The organism is Leifsonia araucanica (genome assembly GCF_051161895.1).
Taxonomy (GTDB): Bacteria; Actinomycetota; Actinomycetes; order Actinomycetales; family Microbacteriaceae; genus Leifsonia.
Genome location: NZ_JBMBTW010000002.1, coordinates 2,702,939 through 2,720,353 on the forward strand (window position 1 = coordinate 2,702,939; position 17,415 = coordinate 2,720,353).

Below are 17,415 nucleotides of genomic sequence, written 5' to 3' on the forward strand. Positions count from 1 at the left end.
TTTGCGTGACTATGCGACGGAACCGCTGATATTCAGCAAGCTTGAGCAGCGAGTGTTTCGATTACATTACCTGCGTGACGCACTTTTGTTAAGTTTGCGTATGTGAGTATTTTCTCTGCTCGTGTTTGCGCGACTCTGCTCATCTGTGAGTAGAGTGTCACCATGATTCTTCGCGAACGGCAGAACCGCATCCTGTCTGCGCTGCGGACGGACGGCTCCGCCTCCGTGCGCGAGCTGGCCGAAGCACTGGCCGTCAGCGAGTCGACCATCCGCAGAGACCTGGAGCTGCTCGACCGCAACGGCGAGCTGACCCGCACCTACGGCGGGGCGGTCCTCACGCCCGGCGCCACCGTGGAGGACCACGGCCGCAGCGCGGAGGAGGGCACCTTCGACGAGACGACGGACGCCGACCTCAAGCGCCGCATGGCGGAGGCGGCGGCCGCGATGGTCACCGACGGCAGCGTCATCATCCTGGACATCGGCACGACCACCCCGCTGGTCGCTCGCCTCCTGCGCGGCAGGGACATCACCGTCATCACCTCCAGCCTCGCCGTCTTCGACGAGTTGCGCGACGACGACGCCGTGCGCCTGGTGCTGCTCGGCGGCGTCGTCCGCCGCAACTACCGCACCCTGGTCGGCTCGCTCGCCGAGCTCGCCCTCAGCCAGGTGAGCGCCGACATCGTGTTCCTCTCCTGCACGGGCGTGCGGGCTAACGGACACGTCGTGGACAACATGGCCGTCGAGGCGCCGATCAAGCAGTCGATGATCGCCGCCTCCGACCGTGTGGTGCTGCTCGCCTCCGAAGCCAAGTTCCCCGGGACAGGAGCCCTGCGGCTCTGCTCCCTCACCGAAGTGGATGCGCTGGTCACCACGACCGGCGCTCCGGAAGAAACGCTCGCACTGTGCCGGAACGCCGGCGGAGAGGTCACTGTCGTATGAAGCTCTGCATCCTCGGAGGCGGCGGATTCCGCACGCCGTACGTCTACCAGGCCCTCCTGCGGGACACCGGTTCACCGCGCGTCGAAGAGGTGGCCCTCTACGACGTGGACGAGAACCGCCTGCACACGATGGTCGCCATCCTCACCGAGCTGGCCGCCGGGTTCCCCGACGCGCCGCGCCTCGTGCCGACCACCGACCTGCACCGCGCCGTCGAGGGCAGCGACTTCATCTTCGCCGCCCTCCGCGTCGGCGGCCTGGAGGGACGCCGCTGCGACGAGCACGTCGCCCTCGACCTCAACGTCCTCGGCCAGGAGACCACCGGCCCTGGCGGACTCGCATACGCCATCCGCACCGTGCCCGTGATGGTCGAGGCGGCGAAGGCGATCAAGGACCTCGCCCCCAACGCGTACGTGATGAACTTCACCAACCCGGCCGGCATCATCACCGAGGCCATGCAGTCGGTGCTCGGCGACCGCGTGCTCGGCATCTGCGACACCCCGTCCGGCCTCGGCCGTCGTGTCGCGGGCCTGCTCGGCCTCGACCACACGCGCGTGCAGATGGACTACGTCGGCCTCAACCACCTGGGCTGGATGCGCCGCCTCCTCTACGACGGCCGCGACGTGCTCCCCGAGCTGCTGGCCGACGACGCCCTGCTCGGCGCGCTCGAGGAGGGCCACGTGTTCGGGGCGGACTGGATCCGCAACCTCGGCTCCGTGCCCAACGAGTACCTGTACTACTACTACTTCAACCGCGACGCCGTGCAGACCATCCGGGAGTCCGGCAAGACCCGCGGCGACTTCCTCGCCGACTCGCAGAGCGCCTTCTACACGAAGGCGGCCGACGCCGGCCAGGGGGTCGCCGAACTGTGGCGCACCACCGTCGAGCGTCGCAGCGCCTCGTACATGGCCGAAGCGAAGGGCGGCACCCAGGATGCGCCGACCCACGTCAAGGAGCGCGAGCAGGACCCGTCGCACCAGGGATACGCGGGCGTCGCCCTCGGCGTGATGGCCGCGATCAGCCGCAACGAGCGTCAGACGATGATCCTCAACGTGCGCAACAACGGCACCATCCACGGGCTGCCGGACGACGCCGTCGTCGAGGTGCCCACGCTGGTGGACGCGAACGGCGTGCATCCGCTGACCACTGACCAGCCCGACCTGCACCAGGTGGGCCTGATGTCGCTGGTGAAGTCGGTGGAACGGCACACCATCGCCGCGGCGCTCACCGGCTCGAAGGAAGAGGCGGTGGCGGCGTTCGCCCTGCATCCCCTGGTCGACAGCGTGACCGTCGCCCGCTCGCTCGTCGCCGGCTACATCGAGCGCATCCCGGAGGTGGCGGCGGTCCTCACGAAGTGACGAGCAGTCCTTCGACGATGGCCGCCGTCTCCGACGGGTCGGACACCGACCTGGTGGGGATTCCGAGCGCGATCACGGGATAGTCGTTGCCGTCCGGGTCCAGCCTGTCTCCGATGAAGAGCATGTCGGAGAAGGGGATCCCGGTCAGCGACGAGAGCTTGGTCATCCCGTACGCCTTGTCCACGCCGTGGCGGGTGATGTCGATGCTCGTCGAGCCTCCTGCGCGCACCTCCAAGCCGGGAAGCCGGGACTGGACGGCGGCGCGGAGCAGGTTCCTCCGCGTCCCGTCGCGGTCCCAGGCGGCCTTCTTGTCGATGGGCGCCAGCTGACCGAGCCCGGAGAACGTGATCTGCGACCCGCGATCCTCCAGCACGGGACCCCAGGTGTCCTTCTCCCAGAGCCCGAGGCGGGACGCCTCTTCCTGGACCGTCGCGAGCGTTTGCGTCCGCTCCGTGTCGGTCAGGTTCTCGGCGTACTGCAGTCTCCATCCCGCGCCGTCCCAGCGGTAATAGCGCGTGCCGCAGGTGGGCATGAGGTGGAGCCGGTCGAGCCGTGCCGACCCTGGCAGCTGGGAGAGCAGCTGGTCGCGGAACTGCTCGAACCTCCCTCCCGAGATCACGCACACCTCGGAGACGTCGAGCAGGCTGGTGAGCAGCTCGATCATCCGGGGAGCGGCGGGCGACTTGGACGGGGCGAGGGTGTCGTCGAGATCGAAGGCGACAAGGCGGGGCATCAGCGGGACCTTTCGTGGGTGGTGGTGGATGGTGGCGCCGTGCTGGCGCGCACGACGAGTTCTGCGGGCGGGAGCTCGGCCTCGGCGACGGGATCCCCGCCCAGCAGAGCGACCAGACGGAGGCCGCATTCCCGACCCCAGGCGTATGCGTCGCGTCGCACGCTGGTGATGGCGGGCTCTGTCACGAGCGCGAACGAGCTGTCGTCGAGGCTGATGACGGAGAGGCTCTCCGGCACCCGCATCCCCCGGCGCCCGATCACGCCCATCCCGGCCGAAGCCAGGAGTCCGGTGTCGTAGAGGATCCCGGTGGGCGGGGCCTTGAACCCGAGCAGCCGGTCGGTGGCCGCCCGCGCAGAGGCCGGCGACGGGTCGGGGAGGCCGATCACGCGCGCCGACAGCCCGAGCGCACGCGATTCGTCGGCGAACGCCTTCTGCCGTCGAGCCGACCGCAACGTTCCGGTCTCGGCGACGATGGCGATGCGCTCGTGCCCGGCCGCGGCCAGGTGGCGCACGGCCTGGGCTGTGCCCTCCCACTCGTCCGCGTTCGCCACCACGTGCTCCGCGACGAGGAACGGGAGACCGAGGACGGTCAGAGCGGCCGGACGGTCGTCGGAGGTACGCAGATCGACGATCAGGATGCCGTCGACCTGCGACTCGCGCACGAACCGGTCGTACGCACCCGTCTCCTCCGCAGCCGATGAGACCACCCGGACCACGAGGGCGGTGTCCGTCGCAGCGAGCGCCGTGCCGACCCCGTCGATGAACCCGGCGAGGTCGGAGCAGGCGCCAGGGCTGACCCCGTGCCGTCCGACCACCAGGCCGACGCTCCGCGGGCGGTCCAGGGAGAGCGCCCGCGCTCGCGCGTTCGGCTTCCAGCCGAGGTCGTCCGCCGCCCGGAGGATGCGCTCCGTCGTCGCCTCGCTGAGGCCGCGGCGTCCGTTGAAGACGAACGACACGGCGCTCTTGGAGACCCGTGCTCGCGCTGCGACGTCCGAGATGGTGACGCGGCTCCTGCCCGCCTCCTGGACGACCCGCTGGGCGGGAACCGGACCCGAACCGGTTCCCGCCTGAAGGCCGGCGCCTGCTATCCGGCGACGGCCCATGGGCCGTTCGCGGAGCCAGGAGCCTGGTTGCGGGAGTACCACTTGGCGACGTAGACGACGCCCTTGTAGCTCGCCTTCTCCCCGGCGTTGAAGATGCGCGACGGAGTCCACAGCGCCGTGCCGTCCGGCGCGGTGGCGATCTCCTGCCACGGGCCGGTCGCCCCACCCGGCACGTCCGAGCGGCTGTACCAGGAGGCCAGGTACGTCTTGCCCTGATAGACGACCGTTTCCCCGCCGTTGAAGACCCGGGATGCCGTCCACGCCGTCGCGCCGTCCTCGGTCAGCGCGAGCTCCTGCCAGGCGCCGGTGTTGCTTGCGCCGGGCTGCTCGCCCTTGGTCGACCATCCCGCCGTGTACACCGACCCGCGATAGCTGACGATGTCCCCGGTCTTGTACGTCGTGGTCTTGCTCCAGGCGGCCGGGAGGGTGACCGTGACGACGACGGTCGTGCTTGCGCCCTCCACCGTGTCGCTGCCGGAGTACGTCGCCGTCAGCGTGTGGTCGCCTGCCGCAAGGCCAGAGGGGAGGGTGAACGTGGCGACGCCGTCACGCAGCGGCGCGACGCCTCGATCCTTCGACCCCTCCGTCAGCGTCACCTGACCGCTGACCGGGAGGGGGGACGACACCGTGACGGTGACGGTCGCGGCGGTTCCCCATTTCGCGGTGACGGCCGGCGCACTGATGCTCGCCGTGGCGCGGAGCCCGTCGATCGCGGCCTTCAGCGCTGCGGCGCGGCCGTCGATCGCGGCCTGGGTGGCATCGGCGGCCTTGAGCGTCGCCTTCGCGGCTTCCAGGGCGGGCAGAACGGGCGCCCAGGTCGCGGCGGCGTACTGCGTGCTGTCGAGGCCGGCGGCGCGGTCGACCAATGCCTGCAGCGCACTCCGGTCGACCGCCACCGTGACGGGGCACCGGACGAACTCGTCGCCAGCGCCGTGCACCAGCACGATGGAGGTGCTTCCCGGCGCCCCTGTCGTGAGGGCGACAGCGATGGTCCCGTCCGCAGCGGGCTGCGGCGCGGCCGAGACCGCCGCGACCGACGGGTCGAGCGAGTACGCCGTGAAGGAGTCCCCCGCGTCGAGCGGGCTGATCTTCGCCGTCATCGTGGCCGTGCTCTCGCGGTCCGCCGTCACAGGAGCCTGGCAGGTCAGGCTGTAGCCGCCGTAGACCTCGAACTCCCAGATGTTGAGCCCGTACTTGGTCGCCGGCGAGCCGATCACGCGGACGTAGCGCGCCTCCGCCGTCGGGAAGTCCGTCGTGTCACGACGGTGATCCGCGGTGCCGGAGTTCTGCACGTGGGCGAGCTGGGTCCAGTCGGTGCCGTTCACCGAGCCCTCGAGCTGGTAGTCGGTCGAGTTGCCCGATTCCCATTCCACCACCGCTTGAGACACCGGCCGCACAGCGCCGAGGTCCACCTGCAGCCAGTTGCGGTTGGTGTACGGAGCAGTGCCGGTCGGCCGCGCCGACGACCACTTGGTGGTCTTCGAGCCGTCGGTGGCGGCGGTGGGCTGGACGTTCGCCAGGTTGTTGTAGACGCTGTCCGCCGTGGTCGGCGTTCCCGCGGCCAGGTTCACCCGCCCGCCGGCGGTCGGTGCCGCGGTGATGGCACCGTCCCCGAACACCTCGAACTCCCACAGCGAGACCCCGTATGCGGTGACGGCACGCTTGACCGTCTGCATCCGGACGTACCTGCCTGTCGCATTCAGCGCCACGAGGTCCGTGCCGCCGTCGCTCCCCGCTGCCGGGGTGGCGTATGCGTCGCGCCAGGTGCGGCCGTCGTCCGAGACCTGGATCTTGTACTGGCTGGCGTACGACGCCTCCCAGAACAACCGTGCTGCACCGATCTTCTGCACGCTGCCGAGGTCGACCTGCAGCCAGGACGCATCCGGTGAGCCCGTCCTGTCGGCGATCCACCTGGTGGTCGCGTTCCCGTCCGTCGCGCTCGCCGGACTCGTTCCGTCGGACGCCGTGGTGGGGGCCCCGAGGGCGAGGTTGACGCGGGAGAGAGCGGAGAACTCCCCGACCGAGTACGCGCCGCCGCCCGGCCCGTCCAGGGGCAGGATGCGGACGAAGTTCGCCGCGGTGGCCGGGAAGTCGACGTGCTGGTGTCCACCCGTCCCGTTCTGGACGAGCTTCTGATCGGTCCAGGTCGTGCCGTCCAGGGAAGTCTGGACGAGGAACCGGGTGGCGTAGTCGCTTCCCCAGTCGACGTCGGCGCCCATGGCGTACGAGCCGGCGGTCAGCCGCTGGCGGAGCCACGGTGCTGCGCCGGACGACTGCCATGTCGTCGCGGTGTCCCCATCGCCTGTCAGCGACGGGCCGTGACCGGCGACCGACCCGCTCGCGGTGTACGGCGAGCCGGCCGAGTCGTCCGCGGCGAGCGGCTCCGTGACGGTCTTGCCCAGGTTCGCCCCTGTGCCGAGCACGAAGGAACCGTGGGACGCCGACGCACCGCCGCTCAGGGTCACATCCACGAGGATCCCGGGCTGGCTGGGGTTCGACAGGCTCACCACCGGGGTCCCGGAGGACTCGTCGAGCATCACGATGCTCGGCTGGCTCACCGAAAGGGTGCGGCCGTCGCTGAGGTCGAGCGAACCGGCCCGATAGAAGGTTGCCATCGTCCGCTTGAGACCGGCGTGCTGGACCGCCTGCACCGACGAGTCGTTGCGGAGGATCTTCACGGCGGGGTTCGCCGCGTACGCCTGGGTCTGCGCGGCCGACTTGGCGGGGAGCACGATGTACTCGTATCCGGCGTTGCTCGGCTTCACCCCGTGGTCGAAGTACAGGGAGAACGCGTCGTGGCTCTCCGGCTGGTCGCCGTAGTAGCTGCCGGTCTGTGTCTTGTCGGAGACGGTCACCGCCTGGTCGGACGGGAACACGTAGCCGACCTTGTCGTTGTACGCCCACGACGGGTCGCCGACGACTCTGCCGTCCGTGCCGGACTCGACCTTCTGCCCGTCCACCGACGCGTTGCCCTTCGCGGCGACCTGGTTGACCGTGGTGTGGATGGGCGCAGCCGACGTCGACTGGATGCCGGCGCCGAGCGCCACCATCTCGTCGTCGAAGTAGTAGTAGCTCTTCTGCGCCTGGGTGCCGACCCTGTCCAGGCTCTCCACCGTCGCGCCGTACATGCCGTCCGAGACGCCGCCGGTGAACGCCCCGCCGTTGGCCGAGCGGCCGTCCTTGCCGAGGGTGGTCTCCTTCACGTACGGCACGGTGGTGCCGGGGTAGTGGAACCAGTCGAATGCCGGACCGAGGTCGGTGTACTCCTTGTTGGTCACCTGGATGGCCGTGGTGCCTGTGCGATTCCAGACGACCTCGTTGCCGACGTCCTTGCGGATGGTGGACCGGTACTCGCTGCCCACGGTGCGGCTGGAGTTCAGACCGGTCACGATGCCGTAGTCCGCCCGCTGGTGCGACGAGAACTCCGACCGCCAGAAGTATGTGTCGCCGATCGCGCCGTTCCCGGCGGTCTTGCCCCGGATGTTGTCCGCCATCTGGCGGTACGCGGTCGCATAGAGCGGGTCGGTGCGCGCCATCCTGTCCAGTGGATCCAGGAAGACGGCCGCGTAGCTCGTCACGCCGTCGACGGTCGTGGCCGGGCGGTAGAGGAGGTACAGCATCTCGATCTCGCCGCGGATCAGCCAGCGGGTGCCGTCGACGATGTAGAACGCGATGGTGTCCAGCTGGTCGCGGGTGAAGGCCAGGCTCGTGCCGCGGGCGGAGTCCGCCCACATCGCCACCATCGTGAACAGCGCCATGCCGTAGCCCTCGCTGTAGAGCTGCGCGCCGTGCGCCCAGAACGTCGCATCCGGTTGCACGGCCTCCTGCACGGTGCCGGAGTCGTCCACCGCCACCGTCTGCACCATCGTGGCGAAGCCCGCGGTGATCGCGGCGGCATCCCGGGTGGCGAGCGCCTTGTAGAGGTAGTCGGAGGTGCGCCAGGCGCCGTTCGCGCCCGCCGGATCGAGCTTGCCCTGGTTGTGCTTGATCGCCAGCGCCGCCGCATCCGGGGTCAGCGCGTCACCGACGAAGATGGAGATGCGGCCCATGGCGATGGACTCGCCGATCTCGGTCTCCCACCAGTTGGTGTTCCCCGGATTCACCGCATCCCAGTACGCGAGCGCCCGCTGCTCCGCGTCGATCAGCTTCGCGTCTCCGTGGCCCTTCGCCGATGGGTCGCGGTACGCCTGAGCGATCGCGACCATGCGGTAGAGCGCCTTGTACGCATCCCAGGTCTTGCCGTTCGCCGAGCTCGTGGTGTCCTGGTAGTTCACGTCCGACCAGGAGCCGTCCGCGTTCTGCGATGCGACGTAGTCGAGCGCGTTCGAGGTCTGCGCGAGATAGATGCCGTTGGCGATCTGCACCTCGTCGCCCTGGCTCAGGTAGTAGTCCTGCAAGCGGTTGACGATCGTGGAGACGTCCGTCTCCAGATCCGCCGCCTGTGCGGGCGCGGCCAGGCCGGCGATGCTCAGCAGGGCGACGACGAGGGATGCGACCAGCGCCGACAGGCGCGAGCGGCGGACGAGCGAGAGACGTGGAGCGTTCGGGTCTTCAGGATGACGCATCATTGCGCAGGACTCCTTGTTCGCTGAGGTGGGGGTTGGGGGTCAGGGGGTGCGGACCAGGCGTGCGACCGAGATCCGGGTGTCGGCCGCACCGTAGAAGACGAAGTGCTCCCCGCCGATCTTCTCGATCGCGGTGGGGAAGAGTACGTTCGCCACCGTGCCAGCGGTCTCGTCCGCTGTCTCGGGGGTCATCAGGGGCTCGCTGGTCCTGGCGAGGACCCGCGACGGGTCGTCGGCGTCGAGCAGCATGGCGCCGACGACGTAGCGCACGGTGAACGCCTGCGGCACGAATGAGCCGCCCGGCAGGTCGCCGGTGACGCCGTGGTGCAGCAGCAGCCAGCCCTCCGGCACGCGGAGCGGAGCGGGGCCTGCACCGATCTTCAGCGCCTCCCAGTCGTACTCCGGGCCGGCGACGAACCGGTGACCGGCCGGCCTGGTCAGCGCGGTCAGGTCGCGAACGGCCTCGTCGACCGGGATGTACGAGATCCAGATGCTGGCGCGCGCGTCCGTCACGCCGGCAGGGAGCGGTGGCTGCTCCTCGGGGCGCACGAAGCCGAAGTCCCACATCGGCCGGTGCAGCATCGCGAAGCTGGGGCGGCCATCCGGGTCGGAGACGATCTCGGGGAAGAAGACGACGTCCTTGTTCGGGAACAGGTTGAGGTCGGTGTCGAGCGCGTCGTCGTAGGCGAACTGGATCGGGCCGAGCCTGCGCCAGGTCACACCGTCGGTCGACACGGCGAGCGCCGGTTTCGGGCCGAGCGGGCCGAACGCCACGTACGACATCACGTGGATGCCGAGATCCTTCAGCGGGGTGATGCGCGGGTCCTCGACGCCGCCGTGACCCGTGCCGTGCTCCCAGCCGCGGTCCGCCTCCAGCGCGACCTCCAGCCCGTCGACCGCGGTCGGCACGCCGTCGGTCACCACGACCCTGGCGCGGCCGATGCTGGACACGTTGTGCTCGGCCACCAGGCGGGGGAAGAGGTGCACGGTCCCATCCGGGTCCTGCACCGTCGCGGGGTTGAGCACGCCGTCGACCTGGCGCGGATCTGCCGGGTCCGGCTCCATGACGACGCCGGCGCGCTCGAGGACATACGGGACGGTGACAGCGGTGCTGACGGCGGGGACGGTGGTGGACAACAGGACCTCTCTTGCTGGGTAGGTGGTGCGGGGAACGGGGTCAGCCCTTGACGGCGCCGACGACGCCGTTGACCAGGTAGCGCTGAATGAAGATGTAACCGACGATCAACGGAGCGGCGACGATGAACGTGGCCGCCGCGAGGAGCGGCCACTGGTTGCCGTACGTGCCCTTGAACGCGTAGAGCCCGACGGTCACCGGGAACTTGGTGGGGTCGGCGAGCAGGACGGTCGCGAGGATGATCTCGTTCCAGATCCACACCGCCTGCAGGATGAACACGGTCACCAGGGCGGGGCGGGCCAGCGGCAGGATGAACGTGAAGAGGTAGCGCCAGTAGCCCACCCCATCCATCGCGGCGGCCTCGTCGAGCTCGCGCGGGATCGACTTCACGAACCCGCTCAGCAGCAGCGGGCCGACTCCGACGCCGACGCCGACCAGCAGGATGTAGCCGAGTTGGGTGTCGTACAGCCCGAGCCGCAGGAGCAGCTGGAACTGGGTGATCAGGGCGTTCGGCAGGAACAGCACGAGCACGAACACGATGGACCAGTACTTGGCGCCGCGCACGTAGCCGCGGGCGACTGGAAATGCCAGCACCAGCGTGAGCAGGGTGCCGATCGCCGATCCCGCTGCGGTGTAGATCACGCTGTTCAGGATGTACGCGCCGAAGTCTCCTTTCTCCCACGCGGTAGCGAAGTTGCTCCACTGCGGGTCGGAGACCAGGCCGACGGGGTTCGCCACGAACTCCGCCTGCGATTTCAGCGCGGTGTTGAGCAGGTAGAGCAGCGGGAACAGGAACACGATCATCAGGATGAGCGCGCAGATGTACGCGCCGACCGGGATGCGCCGCCGACGGCGCACTGTCGTCTCGCTGGAGCGTTCCCTCGTCGCCGGCAGCGATTCGGTGGACGTGGTCATCACAGTTTCGCCTCTCGTCGGCGCAGAATCGTCAGGGCGATGATCGAGACGACGGCCACCAGCACGAACTGGACCATCGAGACCGCCGCCGCGTAGCCCTGCGACTGCGACAGCGTCGTACCGGATGCTCCGCCGAAGCCCTGCACGTAGACCAGGAGCGAGAGCACCTGGGTGGAGCGGTTGTTCGGACCGCTGAGCACGTAGATCAGCTGGTAGCTCTGCAGGGCGTTGACGATGCCGAGGAGCACGTTCGCCGTGATCGACGGAGCGAGCAGGGGCACCGTGACGCTCCGGAAACGCTGCCAGCCGTTCGCGCCGTCGATCTCGGCCGCTTCGTTCAGCTCCTCCGGAACCGCCTGGAGCCCGGAGAGGAAGATGATGACGGAGACGCCGAGCACCATCCACACCTGCACGACGATCACGAGCGTCAGCGCGAGGCGCGGGTCGCCGAAGAACGCCGACTTGCCGCCGAAGAGGTCGAGCACCGACGCGGCGGGTCCGCCGCTCACGTTGAAGATCAGGGACCAGACGAGGCCGGTCACGGTCACGCCCAGGATGGTGGGCATGAACACCACGGCACGGTAGAAGTTGCGGCCCCTGAGCCGGCGGTTCAGCAGCACGGCGATCGCCAGGGCGACGACGATCTGCACCACGGTGCTCGCGACGGCGAAGATGATGGTGTTCCTCAGCGCGTTCGCGCTGTCCGCCCATTTGGCCGGCGAGAAGAAGTCGACGTAGTTCTGCAGGCCGACGAAGTTGATCGGGAGGCCGGGCAGACCACGGAGGTCGGTGAAGGATGCGACGAGCACGCCGATCGCCGGCACGAAGCCGAAGATGCCGAGCAACAGCATCCCGAGCCCGAAGGTGACCCGGACCGGCGTGCGGCGGGGGAAGGGGAATGATTCAGTCATGGTGTCTCTCGACGTCCGGGGCGAGTGGCCGGCACTGCTGCCGGCCACCCTCCCGGCAGCGTCATCCGGCCGCCGACCACGCCTTCTGAGCAGCCTCGGCGGCTTGCTCAGGCGTCGCGGAACCGAGCGGGCTCAGGGCGGGGTAGTTGAACGGGAAGACCGCATCCTGACCGGCCTTGTTGTTGGCGAACCAGACCTGGTCCCACGCCGGCTCGTACGACTTCGTGTACTCGCCGATCGACTGGAGGAACGCACTGGTGGATGCGTCCGGCTGAGCCGATGAGAAGCCCGACTTGCTGAGGAACAGCTCGTAGTTGGTCTTGTCGGAGAAGAACTTCAGCCAGGCGAGCGCCGCCGTCTTGTTCTTGGCGGAGGTCGGGACGGCGAGCTGGAGCTCCGTCTTCCCGTTCAGCAGCGCGTTGTCCGACGCCTTGTCCGATCCGGGGAAGGGGAAGTACCCGTAGTCGAACGACTTCGCGACCGCCGCGTCGAGCGTCGGCTGATCCCAGGTTCCGTCGACCGTCATCGCGAAGTCGCCCGCCGCGAACCCGGCAGGGATGGAGGCGTAGTCGGCTCCCGCCGCGCCCTGCTGCGAGTTCTGCAGCACGAACTCGGTCTGCTGCAGCACCTTGACCTCTGTCGGGTCGGTCAGCTTGGCCTTATTCGTCCAGAGTTCCTTCGCCAGCTGCTGCTTGTCGGCGACCGTCGGGTAGAGCGACGCGACCGAGGCGAGCATCGGAAGACCGGCCGGCCAGCTGTCCTTGCCGCCCATCCCGAACGGGGTGACGCCCTTGGCCTTGAGCGCGTCGACGACGGCCGTGAACTCGCTCCAGGTGGTGGGGACCTTCAGCCCGTTGTCCGCGAAGATCTTCTTGTTGTAGAAGACGCCCGTGTAGTAGCTGACGCCGGTCGGCACCGCGTACTGCTTGCCGCCGATGGCCTGCGCGTCGAGCAGGCTCGGCGTGTACTTCTTCAGGAACGCCTCGTCGGTGAGGTCGACGAGGGCGCCGGCCTTGGCCAGTCGCGCGTCGTCCGTCGCGGCGTCCTTGGCGTACGAGGGCGTCTCCATGAGGCCCTTCACCACGAACAGGTCGAGGTTGCCCGCGGTGAGGCGGGACGACTTGGTGGCCGGATAGTTGTCGTTGGAGACGGTGGAGAAGACCACGTCCACCTTCGGGTACTTCTTCTCGAATGCGTCGTTGACCGCGCGGAAGCCGGCGTCGGTGGCGTCGCTGCTCGAGACGAGGAGCTGGAGCTTGCCGCTCGGCTCACCGCCGTTCGTGTCTCCGGTGCCGCTGGAGCAGGCCGCCAGCCCGCCGATCGTGGCCGCCGCAACGACGCCGGCGATGATCCGCCGGCCGAGTGTCGTGCTGCGCAACCTCTTCGTCGCCATGTGATGTCTCCTCATCGAGTTCGGGTCGGTGCAGGTGCAGGTGCAGGTGCAGTGCTTCGGGTGTGTCCAAAACGTTTCGGATCGCACACCGTGCGTTTACCGAAACGTTTCGGTAGCTCATGCTGTCATGCTTGAGTGCGCGAAGACAACCCCCATTCGGGGGTCATGCGATGGGAGCTCTGCCGAGGGGGTCAGCGCCCGGCGGGAGCCGGCCCGGTGGAGTCCCTGGCGATGAAGGCCGCATCCGAGATGCGCACGTCGTCGACCGCGCCGTCGGCGATCAGGTCGATGAGCATCCTGCCGGACTCCCTGCCGAGCTCCCGCGGGCTGGTGTGCACGGTCGTCAGCGACGGCCGCACGTATGTGCCGAGACGGATGTCGTCGAATCCGGCGACCGACAGCTCCCCCGGCACGTCGACGCCCAGGTGCTGCGCCTGGGCGATGAGCCCGATGGCGGACAGGTCGTTGGCGCACACCACGGCCGTCGGCGGCTCAGCGAGTTCGAGGAGTGCGGACGCGGCGGAGGCGCCGGCGAGGTAGGTGAAGTCGCCGGGGACGACGGGGCCGGGCGTCAGCCCGAACTCGCGCATCGCGGTCAGCCACGCGCCCTCGCGCTGAGCGGAGTGGATCATGTCCTGACGGCCGCCGACGTACGCGACACGGCGATGACCACGTTCCACGAGGTGCTCCACCGTGGCCCGGATGCCCGCATCCGGGTCCTGTCTGACCGCCGGGATGGGGAAGTCGGCTCCCGGATTGATCGCGACCGCCGGCAGGCCGAGCTTTTCGATGAGCGCGATGCGCGGGTCGTCGATTTCGAGGTCGTTGACCAGGACGCCGTCGACCCGGCGGTCGGCCGCGAACTTCTCGTAGCGCTGCAGCACCTGGTCGGACTCCGCGGTGATCTGCAGCACCAGCGCGTATCCGCGGGGGTCGATGGCGTCTTCGATCCCGCCGATGAAGCCGCCGAAGAACGGGTCGAGCTCCAGCACATCCGGATCCCGGTGCAGCACGAGGCCGACGGTGTACGCGCGGCGGCCGGACAGGCTCTTGCCCCGGAGCGACGGCACGAATCCGAGCTCGGCGGCGATCCGGACGATCCGGTCGCGGGTGACGTCCGACACCCCAGGACGTCCGTTGAGCGCGCTCGAGACGGAGCTGATCGCCACACCGGCCTTGTTCGCCACGTCGACGATGGTCACACGCTCATCTGCCACCAGTGCACCCCATTTCCGCGCTCGCCGAGCGACGGACATCCTATGCCGAAACCGGCACGCGAGGATTGCGTGTCAGCCGGGGCCGTCGCTCGTCGCGGCCAGAAGCGGGACCAGCACGTCGCTGATCGGGGTGTCGATTCCGAGAGCACGACCGCGCCGCTGGACGATGCCGTTCCTGACGTCCCATTCGAGCGGCTGATGCGCTTCGCGGTCGGCGAGGATCGACGTGCCGAGGTCGGCGGGGAACGCCCGGAACTTGTCGAGGAGGCGGAGGGGTTCGTCGTCGTCGAGCCTCGCTCCCTCGGCCTGAGCGACCGCGAGACACTCCCGGAGGTAGGCGATCGACAGCGCGGCGATGTCGTCGCGAGCGAACATCCCGGCGCGGCGTCCCGTCAGCGCCATCAGACCGGCGACGGCGTTCTGCAGCAGCTTCCTCCAGGCGAGCGTCGTGAAGTCGCCGGAGACCTCGACCGCGCACATCGTGCCGTCGAACAGGCGCTGCACGGTGTCCGCTCCCGCGCTGTCCGGAAGGGTGAGCCTGGCCTCTCCGCGGAGCTCGACCGAGCCGTCGGGGTGGCGTTGAGCGGGGAACCAGACGATGGCAGGCAGCACGACGCTCTCCGGAGCCAGGGGCCCGACCGTCTCCACCTGTTCGACGCCGTTCTGCAGCACGCACACGATCGTCCGCGGCCCGCACAGGACGTCGAGCCAGGGTGCAGCAGCGGCGATCTGGGTGGCCTTGACAGCCAGGAGCACGATATCCACGGGGCCAGGCGCACGGGCGGGATCGGTGAGGACCGGTCCGGGCACGACCACGGTGCAACGGTCGGTGCGGAGCCTCACCTCCGCGCGCGGAGAGCGGCCGACGATCGTGAGCTGCTGTCCGCGTTCGTGGAGCGCCGCGGCGACGGTCGTGCCGATCGCGCCGGGTCCGATGACCGCCACCGTCTGCCCATCCGGATCCATCACGCAGACAATCTACCTCCCGTGGATGGCGTGGCGGGTCGGAGCGAACTGCGGTACTGGCCGGGGGTCATCCCGACCAGCGGCGAGAACTGCGCGATGAACTGGCTCGTGCTCGCCCACCCGCAGGCCGCCGCCGCGCCGGTGACCGTTGTGCCGCCGGCGAGGAGCACGAGGGCGCGATGCACCCGGAGCTGGAGGCGCCACTGCCGGTATCCCATGCCCGTCTCTTCGCGGAAGAGCCTGCTGAGCGTGCGCGCGCCCACTCCGGTGTGCTCCGCGATGCTCACCAGCGAATGCGGAGACGCGAGATCCCGTTCGACCTCGCGCGCGACGGCGCGCAATCGCGGATCCCGCGGTTCCGGGAGGTGAAGGGGCTGCTCGGGGGTGGTCGCCGCCTCGTCGACGATCACGCTCCTGAGCCGGGCGAGCGCGGACTCCGACCGCGGCAGGCCCGAGGTGATCGCCAGAGCGGCCTCCCGCGCCAGGGCGGACACCACGAGCACGGCGGGCCGGTGAGGCAGGGATTCCGCGGCCGCGTCATCGAGATAGACGACCCGCATGTCCGTCCGCCCGTGGGCGCGGTGCGAGTGCTCGATGCCCGCCGGCACCCAGGCGAATCGATTGGATGGGGCGATCCACGTGCCGTCGTCCGTCACGAGCGACAGCACGCCGGAGGCCGCGTGAACCAGGTGCCCGAGAGGGTGCGAATGGCGCGGCGAGGTGTCTGCGTGGGCGACGAGGTACGCGCCCTCCGTCGTGAGATCGCCGCCGGCGGTCTCGAGGCGGAGATCATCCAGAGCCACTGCTTGGCGAGAAACCGACACAATCTGGAAGTTTAGGTGTTTCGCGTGCCGGGTGACAGGTGCTGAACTGCCGGAATGACAACGATCAGTGAGCCACCGGACACCGCTTCGACCCCCGCCTTCTCCCGGCGCCCCGCTCGCGGAGCGGCGTTCTTCAGCGCCTATGTGGCCGCCGGGCTGTTGCTCATCGCGTTCAATCTGCGCATCGGGGTCGCGTCGGTCGGCCCCGTGCTCTCCTCCATCGAGAGCGGTCTGGGCGTGTCGCCTGCGACCGCGAGCCTGCTCACGACCATCCCGGTCTTCGCCTTCGGGGCGTTCGCGTTCCTCACCCCGGCTCTCACCCGCCGCGTGGGGCTGCACCGGCTTCTCGGGATCACGATGGCCGCGGTCGCGATCGGCATCGGCGTCCGGTTGATCCCGTCGCCGATCGCCCTCTTCGGCGGCACGGTGCTCGTGGGCGCCGCCATCGCCGTCGCGAACGTGTGCATGCCCGCCGCCGTCAAGCAGGATTTCGGGCACCGGGTCGGGCTCATGATGGGGCTCTACTCGACCTCCCTGTTCATCGGCGCGGCCGTCGCCGCCGGTCTCACGGTGCCGCTCATGTCCGCGTTCGGCGGGTCGTGGAGGGAGGCGCTCGGGTTCTGGGTCGTCCCCGCCGTCCTGGCGCTCGTCGTCTGGATTCCGCGCGCGCTCAGGAGGCCGGGTCGGCCGCCGGTCGCCGACGCGCCGGTCGCCGACGCCATCACCGAGCCGCTCGACGAGCCGCGTTTCGCGCACCTGTTCCGCGATCCCGTCGCCTGGGCGGTCACCGCGTTCATGGGCCTGCAGAGCCTCAGCTACTACGCGGCCCTGACCTGGATCCCGTCCATCCTGCACGACGCGGGAACCACCCAGCACGACGCGGGACTCCTGCTGGCGTACTCGAGCATCCCTGGCATCCTCGCCGCGCTGACCGTGCCGGCGGCGATCGGCAGGCTGCGGCCGGCCTGGCTTCCTGTCGCAGGCTCCGCGGTGCTCTGTGCCATCGCCTTCGCCGGGCTGCTCCTCGCGCCCTCCGGTGCGTTGCCCTGGGTCTGGATGACGGCCCTCGGCCTCGGGCAGGGCGCCGCCATCGCGCTGTCGCTGACCTACATCGTCCTGCGTTCGCCCGACGCCAGGCACACCGCACACGTCTCGACGATGGCGCAGGGGATCGGGTACCTGCTGGCCGGATTCGGGCCGCTCGCGCTGGGCGCCCTCCACTCCGTCACGGGCGGCTGGGCGGTGCCGATCATCGCCCTGATCGTGCTGCTCATCCCGCAGCTCCTGACCGGCGCGGCGGCGAGCCGCGAGCGTCATGTGCTGAGCGGCGGTCGCTGATCGCCGAGCCTCGTGGATGCT

General features: G+C 69.4%; 13 protein-coding genes. 3 read left to right on the forward strand and 10 right to left on the reverse strand.

What is annotated here, in order from left to right:
- The first annotated feature begins 162 nt into the window (after window positions 1-162).
- Complete coding sequence (locus tag ACN6M5_RS13005) at window positions 163-939, forward strand: DeoR/GlpR family DNA-binding transcription regulator (RefSeq protein WP_085367342.1); 777 nt, start codon at window positions 163-165, stop codon at window positions 937-939.
- Window positions 936-2,294, forward strand: coding sequence for a 6-phospho-beta-glucosidase (locus ACN6M5_RS13010; protein WP_434950462.1), 1,359 nt, complete (start codon window positions 936-938; stop codon window positions 2,292-2,294). The genes ACN6M5_RS13005 and ACN6M5_RS13010 overlap by 4 nt, the downstream gene beginning before the upstream one ends.
- On the opposite strand, the gene ACN6M5_RS13015 is transcribed toward ACN6M5_RS13010, so the two are convergent.
- The 10 genes from ACN6M5_RS13015 to ACN6M5_RS13060 all read right to left on the reverse strand — a co-directional run bounded on the left by ACN6M5_RS13015 (window position 2,284) and on the right by ACN6M5_RS13060 (window position 16,035).
- Window positions 2,284-3,027, reverse strand: coding sequence for an HAD-IIB family hydrolase (locus tag ACN6M5_RS13015; protein WP_085367344.1), 744 nt, complete (start codon window positions 3,025-3,027; stop codon window positions 2,284-2,286). The genes ACN6M5_RS13010 and ACN6M5_RS13015 overlap by 11 nt on opposite strands.
- Window positions 3,027-4,130, reverse strand: a complete 1,104-nt coding sequence (locus ACN6M5_RS13020) for a LacI family DNA-binding transcriptional regulator (protein ID WP_434950464.1) — start codon at window positions 4,128-4,130, stop codon at window positions 3,027-3,029. The genes ACN6M5_RS13015 and ACN6M5_RS13020 overlap by 1 nt, the downstream gene beginning before the upstream one ends.
- Window positions 4,112-8,698, reverse strand: a complete 4,587-nt coding sequence (locus ACN6M5_RS13025) for a polysaccharide lyase family 8 super-sandwich domain-containing protein (RefSeq protein ID WP_434950466.1) — start codon at window positions 8,696-8,698, stop codon at window positions 4,112-4,114. The genes ACN6M5_RS13020 and ACN6M5_RS13025 overlap by 19 nt, the downstream gene beginning before the upstream one ends.
- Window positions 8,699-8,737: 39 nt before the next feature.
- Window positions 8,738-9,832, reverse strand: coding sequence for a glycoside hydrolase family 130 protein (locus ACN6M5_RS13030; RefSeq protein WP_085367347.1), 1,095 nt, complete (start codon window positions 9,830-9,832; stop codon window positions 8,738-8,740).
- 40 nt (window positions 9,833-9,872) lie between these two features.
- Entirely contained in the window at window positions 9,873-10,745 is an 873-nt protein-coding gene (locus ACN6M5_RS13035; RefSeq protein ID WP_085367348.1) for a carbohydrate ABC transporter permease, read from the reverse strand.
- Window positions 10,745-11,656, reverse strand: a complete 912-nt coding sequence (locus ACN6M5_RS13040; protein WP_434950469.1) for a carbohydrate ABC transporter permease — start codon at window positions 11,654-11,656, stop codon at window positions 10,745-10,747. The genes ACN6M5_RS13035 and ACN6M5_RS13040 overlap by 1 nt, the downstream gene beginning before the upstream one ends.
- Before the next feature lie 61 nt (window positions 11,657-11,717).
- Complete coding sequence (locus ACN6M5_RS13045) at window positions 11,718-13,049, reverse strand: ABC transporter substrate-binding protein (RefSeq protein WP_085367350.1); 1,332 nt, start codon at window positions 13,047-13,049, stop codon at window positions 11,718-11,720.
- Between the two features lie 191 nt (window positions 13,050-13,240).
- Window positions 13,241-14,266 (reverse strand): LacI family DNA-binding transcriptional regulator, encoded by a 1,026-nt coding sequence (locus tag ACN6M5_RS13050; RefSeq protein WP_168690649.1) that lies wholly within the window; start codon window positions 14,264-14,266, stop codon window positions 13,241-13,243.
- 72 nt (window positions 14,267-14,338) lie between these two features.
- Window positions 14,339-15,232 (reverse strand): oxidoreductase, encoded by an 894-nt coding sequence (locus ACN6M5_RS13055; RefSeq protein ID WP_434952391.1) that lies wholly within the window; start codon window positions 15,230-15,232, stop codon window positions 14,339-14,341.
- Window positions 15,232-16,035, reverse strand: a complete 804-nt coding sequence (locus ACN6M5_RS13060; RefSeq protein WP_434950472.1) for an AraC family transcriptional regulator — start codon at window positions 16,033-16,035, stop codon at window positions 15,232-15,234. Before ACN6M5_RS13060 ends, ACN6M5_RS13055 begins: the two co-directional genes overlap by 1 nt.
- A 75-nt stretch (window positions 16,036-16,110) precedes the next feature.
- Here ACN6M5_RS13060 and ACN6M5_RS13065 point away from each other — a divergent pair, with 75 nt between their 5' ends.
- A complete protein-coding gene (locus ACN6M5_RS13065; protein WP_434950474.1) occupies window positions 16,111-17,394 on the forward strand; it encodes a CynX/NimT family MFS transporter in 1,284 nt (427 codons plus the stop codon).
- The last annotated feature ends 21 nt before the right edge of the window (window positions 17,395-17,415 follow it).